This is a genomic window from Rhizobacter sp., assembly GCF_031412495.1.
In the GTDB taxonomy this organism is placed as follows: Bacteria; Pseudomonadota; Gammaproteobacteria; order Burkholderiales; family Burkholderiaceae_C; genus Schlegelella_A.
This window is the reverse complement of the sequence record NZ_JANODC010000187.1, coordinates 1-5,577: the sequence shown is the minus strand read 5'-3', so window position 1 is coordinate 5,577 and position 5,577 is coordinate 1. Positions and strand designations below refer to the sequence as shown.

Here is a 5,577-nt window from a genome sequence, read left to right as displayed (position 1 = left end):
CCACCGGCAGCGCCTCGACGCGCCGGCGGATGCGCCGGGGCCGGGATCGACGACGCCGACGGTCGCACCCGTGGACAGTGCGTTCCTGGCGGCGGCGATCGCGCGGGCCCCCGCCGTGCGATCGGCCCCTTGAGCGCCGGCGGCGCGTCATGAAATCGGCCGACATCGGGCCTTTCTTCGCGACCCTGCGCGACGCCAACCCCGACCCGGCCAGCGAGCTCCTGTACACCAGCATCTTCGAGCTTCTCGCCGCCGTGCTGCTGTCGGCGCAGGCCACGGACCGCGGCGTCAACAAGGCGACGCGCCTGCTGTTTCCCAGGGCGCCGACGCCGCGGCAGATGCTGGCCCTCGGCCTGCCGGGCCTGGAGGACGCGATCCGGTCGATCGGCCTGTTTCGCACCAAGGCCCGCAACCTGCACGAGACCTGCCGCATCCTGGTCGAGCGGCACGGTGGCCGCGTGCCGCGCTCGCGCGAGGCGCTCGAGGCGCTGCCCGGCGTCGGCCGCAAGACGGCGAACGTCGTCCTCAACAACGCCTTCGGCGACCCGACCCTGGCCGTGGACACGCACGTCTTCCGCGTCGCCAACCGCACCGGCCTGGCCATCGGCCGGACGCCGATCGAAGTCGAAATGCGGCTGCTTCAGCGCGTTCCGGCGGACTTCCTGCAGCATGCCCACCACTGGCTGATCCTGCACGGCCGCTACGTGTGCCTCGCCAGGCGGCCGCTGTGCGAGATCTGCCCGGTCGCCACCTGGTGCGACTCCGCGCCGCCTGCGCTGCGCGGGCAGAAAGAGGCCGCCGCGACGACGTCGCCCATGAAGGAAAGGGGGACGTCCGACGTGCCCGCGCCCGTGTCGGCCAGCGGCCGCGCCGGCTAGCGCGTCAGCGGCCCGCGCTCTAGGCGCACCTGGTCGAGCGCTGCACACACCGCGCCGACGCCATCGACGATGCGCGGCCCCAGCCGGCTGATGCCGTCGCCGTCGAGCAAGAACAGCCAGCCCCGCCGCACCGCCGTCATCCGCCCGTGCGGCAGCCAGGCAGCGAAGGCCGGGTCGGCCGGGCGGCGCTGCCACGCAGGGGCCGCACCGCCCTCCTCGCTCGCCGTCAGGATCGCCTCCGGATCCGCGGCCACGACCGATTCGGTCGAGACCACCGGGACCAGCGGCGCGAGGTCGGCAAAGACGTTGCGCCCGCCGCACAGCGAGACGACGTCGCTGATGAGCTGGCGGCGGCTGACCGTCATCAGGGGCCGCGTCCACACCTGATAGAACACGCGCACCGGTGCGGCGCCCGCATGCCGTTCGCGCAGCAACCCGAGCCTGCGGCGCAGCTCGGCGGCGCGCGCCGCGGCGACGTCGGCACTGCCGAGTAGGCGGCCCAGACGCTCGATGGCGCGTGCCACGTCGTCGAGCCGGCGCGGTTCCAGGTGGAAGAGCGGGATCCCGGCCGCAGCCAGCTGCTCCTGCTCGCGGCTGGTCGCGCCGCGTTGCCAGAGCAGGACGAGATCGGGCTTCATGGTCAGCACCCGTTCGACGTCGATCCGCCCGGCGTCGCCGATGCGCGCGATCGCGCGGGCCGGCTCGGGGTAGTCGCTGAGCGAGGTCGTGCCGACGATCGACGCGCCCGCCCCGGCGGCGAAGACCAGCTCGGTCAGGCTCGGCGCCAGCGTCACGACGCGCGTCGGCGGCGCGGCGAAGACGTGGGTCCGGCCGCTGTCGTCGACCGCCTCGAGCGCCAGCGCATCGGCGGCGCAAAGGCAAGCGATCGCGGCGAGGCAGAGTGCCTGCACCGTTTCCCGGAGACGGAGGACGCTCACGAAAAGTCCCGCCTCGCCGGCTCGGAAGAGGGAAGGTCCGCCATCAGGAAGCGGCTCGCCCCGCCCACGGCGACGGCCTCGATCGTGACCCCGAACACCTCGCCCAATCGAGCCGCGTCGAACACCTGCGCCCGCGTGCCGGCGAAGGCGCCGCCGCGGCCGTCGATCAGCACCGCGTGGCTGGCCAGGTCCCAGGCCAGGTTGAGGTCGTGCAGGCTGGCCACGACGGTGCCGCCGGCATCGGCGTGTTCGCGCAGGACGCGCAGCAACAGGCGCTGGTGCGCCGGGTCGAGATGGGACGCCGGCTCGTCGAGGAGCAGGATCGGAGCCTCCTGCAGCAGCGCGGTGGCGAGCGCGACGCGCTGGCGCTCGCCGCCCGAGAGGATGCGGACGTCGACGTCGCGCAGCGAGCCGAGCGCCAGCCGATCGAGGACCGCGAGCACCTTCGGCTCGGAAGACGCCTGGGGGACGAAAGCCCAGGCGCGCCCGCGCCGATGCGCGAGGGCAGCGGTCTCGAACACGGTCGACGGGAACGGGTCGAACCAGAACTGCGGGCTCCAGGCACGCGCCGTGGCGAGCTCGACCGTCGACCACTCCGCGAGCGCGCTGCCGCCGAGGCGGACCGTGCCCGCTGCCGCCCTGAAGGTGCCGGCGAGCGCCGCGAGCAGCGACGACTTGCCCGCGCCGTTCGGGCCGATCACCACCCAGCGCTCACCCGCCTCGGCACGGAAGTCGAGACCCGCGAACAGCCGCCTCGTCCGCGGCAGGCCGCCTGCCTGCAATGCAAGCCCTTCGACGTGCAGGGAACGGGGCTTCATGCGCGGCCCGCCCCCGGGCGGCGCAGCAGCATGGCGATGAAGGTGGGAACGCCGACTGCGGCAGCGAGCACGCCGACGGGCAACTGCAGGGGCGCGACGATCGTCCGCGCCACCGCGTCGGCGAGGACGACGAAGGCACCGCCCCCCAGCGCGCTGGCCGGAAGCAGCAAGGGCGCCGAGCGAACGCCGACGAGGCGGAACGCGTGCGGGACGACGAGCCCGACGAAGCCGATCGCGCCCGCCGTCGCCACCGCCGCACCGGTCGCCAGCGAGGCCGCGAGCAGGACGCCGCGGCGGCGCCGCCCCACGGCCACGCCCAAGGTCGCGGCCCAGGCGTCGCCGCGGGCCAGCCAGTCCAGCTGGCGCGACGTCGGCCAGACGACGAGCAAGGCGACCGCGAGCGCAGCCCAGACGATCTCCCAGCGCGCCGCGCCGTTGAGGTCGCCGAGCAGCCAAAACACCATCCCGCGCAGCTGGCCCTCGTCGGCCAGGGTCAGGATCAGGGCGACCAGGGCCGAGCAGCCGGAGCCGATCATCACGCCGACCAGAAGGAAGGCCGTCGAGGCGTCCGACTGCGGCGAGAAGGCGTGCGACTCGAGCCGGTGCCAAAGCAGCCCGAAGAGCAGCGCCGACGCGAGGACGGCGCCGACGCCGGCGCCCAGCGCGACGCCCCACTCCGACAGCATGACCCCGCCAGCGCCGGCGACGAGCATGGCGCCGAGGGCGCCGACGGAAGCGCCGCCGGCGACACCGAGCACGTAGGGGTCGGCGAGCGCGTTGCGTGTCAGCAGCTGCATCAGCGCGCCGGAGACGGCCAGTGCAGCGCCGGCGCCGAAGCCGGCGAGGACCCGCGGCACGCGGATGCGCCAGAAGATGTCGTCGGTCGGCACCCCGAAGCCCGACGAGCCGGCGAGCACGCCCAGGGCGCAGGCGATCACGGCGCCGAGGGCGCAGAGCGCGAGCAAGTGCCGCATCCTCATTGCCTGGGCATCGCTGCGATCTCGCCTCAGAGACCCTGGCCGTCGTAGCGCACGCCGATCCACGCCTGTCGGCCGAGGCCCTGGTAGTCGCGGACCGGCTCGATGCGTCGATCGAAGGCGTTGAGCAGCCGGGCCTCCAGCCGCCACTGCGGCTGGAGGCGCCAGGCGGCGCGCAGGTCCAGCGTCGCATAGCCGCCGAGCACCGCGCCGCCCTCGGGACGCGAGCCGACGAAGAGCGCCGATGCGCCCAGGCGCCAGTCGCCGGGCTCGTAGTCGATCGCCAGCGTCTCCTGATGGGCCGCGCGGCGGACCAGGCGCACGCCGGTCTGCAGGTCGCGTGCATCGAGAAGGTCGACGGTGGCACGAGCCGCGAACGAACCGATTCGGTGGAAGGCGGCCAAGGTGACACCCTGCAGGCGCGCGCGGCTGACGTTGTCGGCGCAGCCGAAGTCGTACGCCGGATCGGGTGGGCAGGCGCTCCGGTCGGGCTGGTAGCCGATGAGGTCTCGGACGCTGTTGCGGTAGAGCGTCGCCGAGGCTCGGCTCGCGTCGCCCTCCCAGGCCAGGCCGACCTCGATGCTGCGGCCGCGCTCGGGCCGCACAGTGGCCACACCGTAGCCGGGAAAGTAGAGGTCGTTGAAGGTCGGGGCCCGAAAGCTCGTCCCGGCCAGGGCACGCAGCTTCAGGCCGCGGGCCACTTCCAGCGCGTAGCCGAGTCGCCCTGTCGTGTTGCCGCCGTGGACCGAGTTGGCGTCGCGACGGACATCCGCCTGGATGGCGTGCGCGCCGAGGCGGCCCGAATAGCCGATCACGCCGGCGTGATTGCGACGCTCCGGATCGCTGCCGAAGACCGGCGCACTCGCACGTTCCGACAGATGCTCGTAGGCGACCACGAGCTGCTGGTCGGTGGCGACCTGCAGCGCGTTCTGCCAGGTCGCCTGCGCGCGGCGGGTGATGAAGCGGGTCTGCGTGCTGCCGCCGCTCGTCAGGTCGTCGACGGTGCGCGATACCTGGAGCGTCGACGTCCAGTTCGCGGTCGGCCGGCCGCGGTAGTCGATCGAGCCGATGCGGGTCCGCAGACGATTGCGGAAGTCGGGCGATGCGTCGGCAGCGAAGTCCGGTGGATTGAACTCGGCCGCGTCGTACTGCGCGTCGAGGCGGGTCTCCATGAAGGTGACGCCGATGCGGTGCTCCGGCGAGGGCGCGAAGCCGAGGCGCACGTTGGCCGAGTTGCGTGCATAGCCGTCGCGATCGGGGTTGAAGCTCTGGAAACGATCGCCGGGACGGAGCGCGGAGACACCGCGGCTGCTCTCTCGGCCGATGCCGACCGCGTAGTCGAACGCCGCTCCCGAGCCGCTGAGGCCGAAGTCGCCCTGGCGCGAGCGGTAGCCGCCGACGTGCGCCGATCCGCTCACGCTCGGGGGGCCGTCGCCGCGCCGCGTGACGATCCGGACCACCCCGCCGAGGGCGTCTGCTCCGTAGAGGCTGGACGCCGGGCCCCGCAAGACCTCGATGCGTTCGATCTGGCTCAGACTAAGCGCCTCGAACTGGGCCTGGCCGAGCGTCGCCGAGCCGATCCGCACGCCGTCGACGAGCACGACCGTGCTGTTGGTGCTCGCGCCGCGGATGAAGAAGCCGGCGTTCTGGCCCGGGCCGCCGTTACGTGCGAGCTGCAGGCCGGCTTCTCGCCGAAGCAGGTCCTCGACCGAGTCCGCGACGCTGCCCCGGATCCGGTCGCGGTCGATGACGACGATGTCGGCCGTGCTTCGGGACGCCGGCTGGGGCTCACGGCTGCCGACGACGACGACCGGGTCGAGCCGACTCTGGGCGGCGACGAGGCCGGAGAAGAGGACGAGCAGGAGCGAGCCTGAGGCGGCCTTGAAGGCACGCCGGCGCATGAGGCGATTGGACATGGGTTGACTTCCGACAAGCGGCAAGCGACCGCTTCCCCGCGGGCGCTTGC

General features: G+C 73.4%; 5 protein-coding genes. 1 reads left to right on the top strand and 4 read right to left on the bottom strand.

Translation table 11 applies throughout. The features are described 5' to 3' along the window. Positions 1 to 149: 149 nt before the first annotated feature. On the top strand, positions 150 to 878 hold the full coding sequence (gene nth, locus AC30N0_RS06835; protein ID WP_489517175.1) for an endonuclease III: 729 nt from the start codon (positions 150 to 152) through the stop codon (positions 876 to 878). On the opposite strand, the gene AC30N0_RS06830 is transcribed toward nth, so the two are convergent. From AC30N0_RS06830 to AC30N0_RS06815, 4 genes are read right to left on the bottom strand one after another with little or no spacing between them, the layout of a single operon-like run. Beyond that, entirely contained in the window at positions 875 to 1,816 is a 942-nt protein-coding gene (locus AC30N0_RS06830) for a cobalamin-binding protein (RefSeq protein WP_489517174.1), read from the bottom strand. The two genes, nth and AC30N0_RS06830, sit on opposite strands and share 4 nt — an antisense overlap. Further along, the gene (locus AC30N0_RS06825) at positions 1,813 to 2,634 is read right to left on the bottom strand and encodes an ABC transporter ATP-binding protein (RefSeq protein WP_489517173.1); all 822 of its coding nucleotides are present in this window, start codon (positions 2,632 to 2,634) and stop codon (positions 1,813 to 1,815) included. The genes AC30N0_RS06830 and AC30N0_RS06825 overlap by 4 nt, the downstream gene beginning before the upstream one ends. Continuing rightward, on the bottom strand, positions 2,631 to 3,608 hold the full coding sequence (locus AC30N0_RS06820; RefSeq protein ID WP_489517172.1) for a FecCD family ABC transporter permease: 978 nt from the start codon (positions 3,606 to 3,608) through the stop codon (positions 2,631 to 2,633). The genes AC30N0_RS06825 and AC30N0_RS06820 overlap by 4 nt, the downstream gene beginning before the upstream one ends. Before the next feature lie 32 nt (positions 3,609 to 3,640). After that, positions 3,641 to 5,527 carry a TonB-dependent receptor domain-containing protein gene (locus tag AC30N0_RS06815; RefSeq protein WP_489517171.1) on the bottom strand — a complete coding sequence of 629 codons (1,887 nt, stop codon included), beginning with the start codon at positions 5,525 to 5,527 and terminating at the stop codon, positions 3,641 to 3,643. Positions 5,528 to 5,577: the final 50 nt, after the last annotated feature.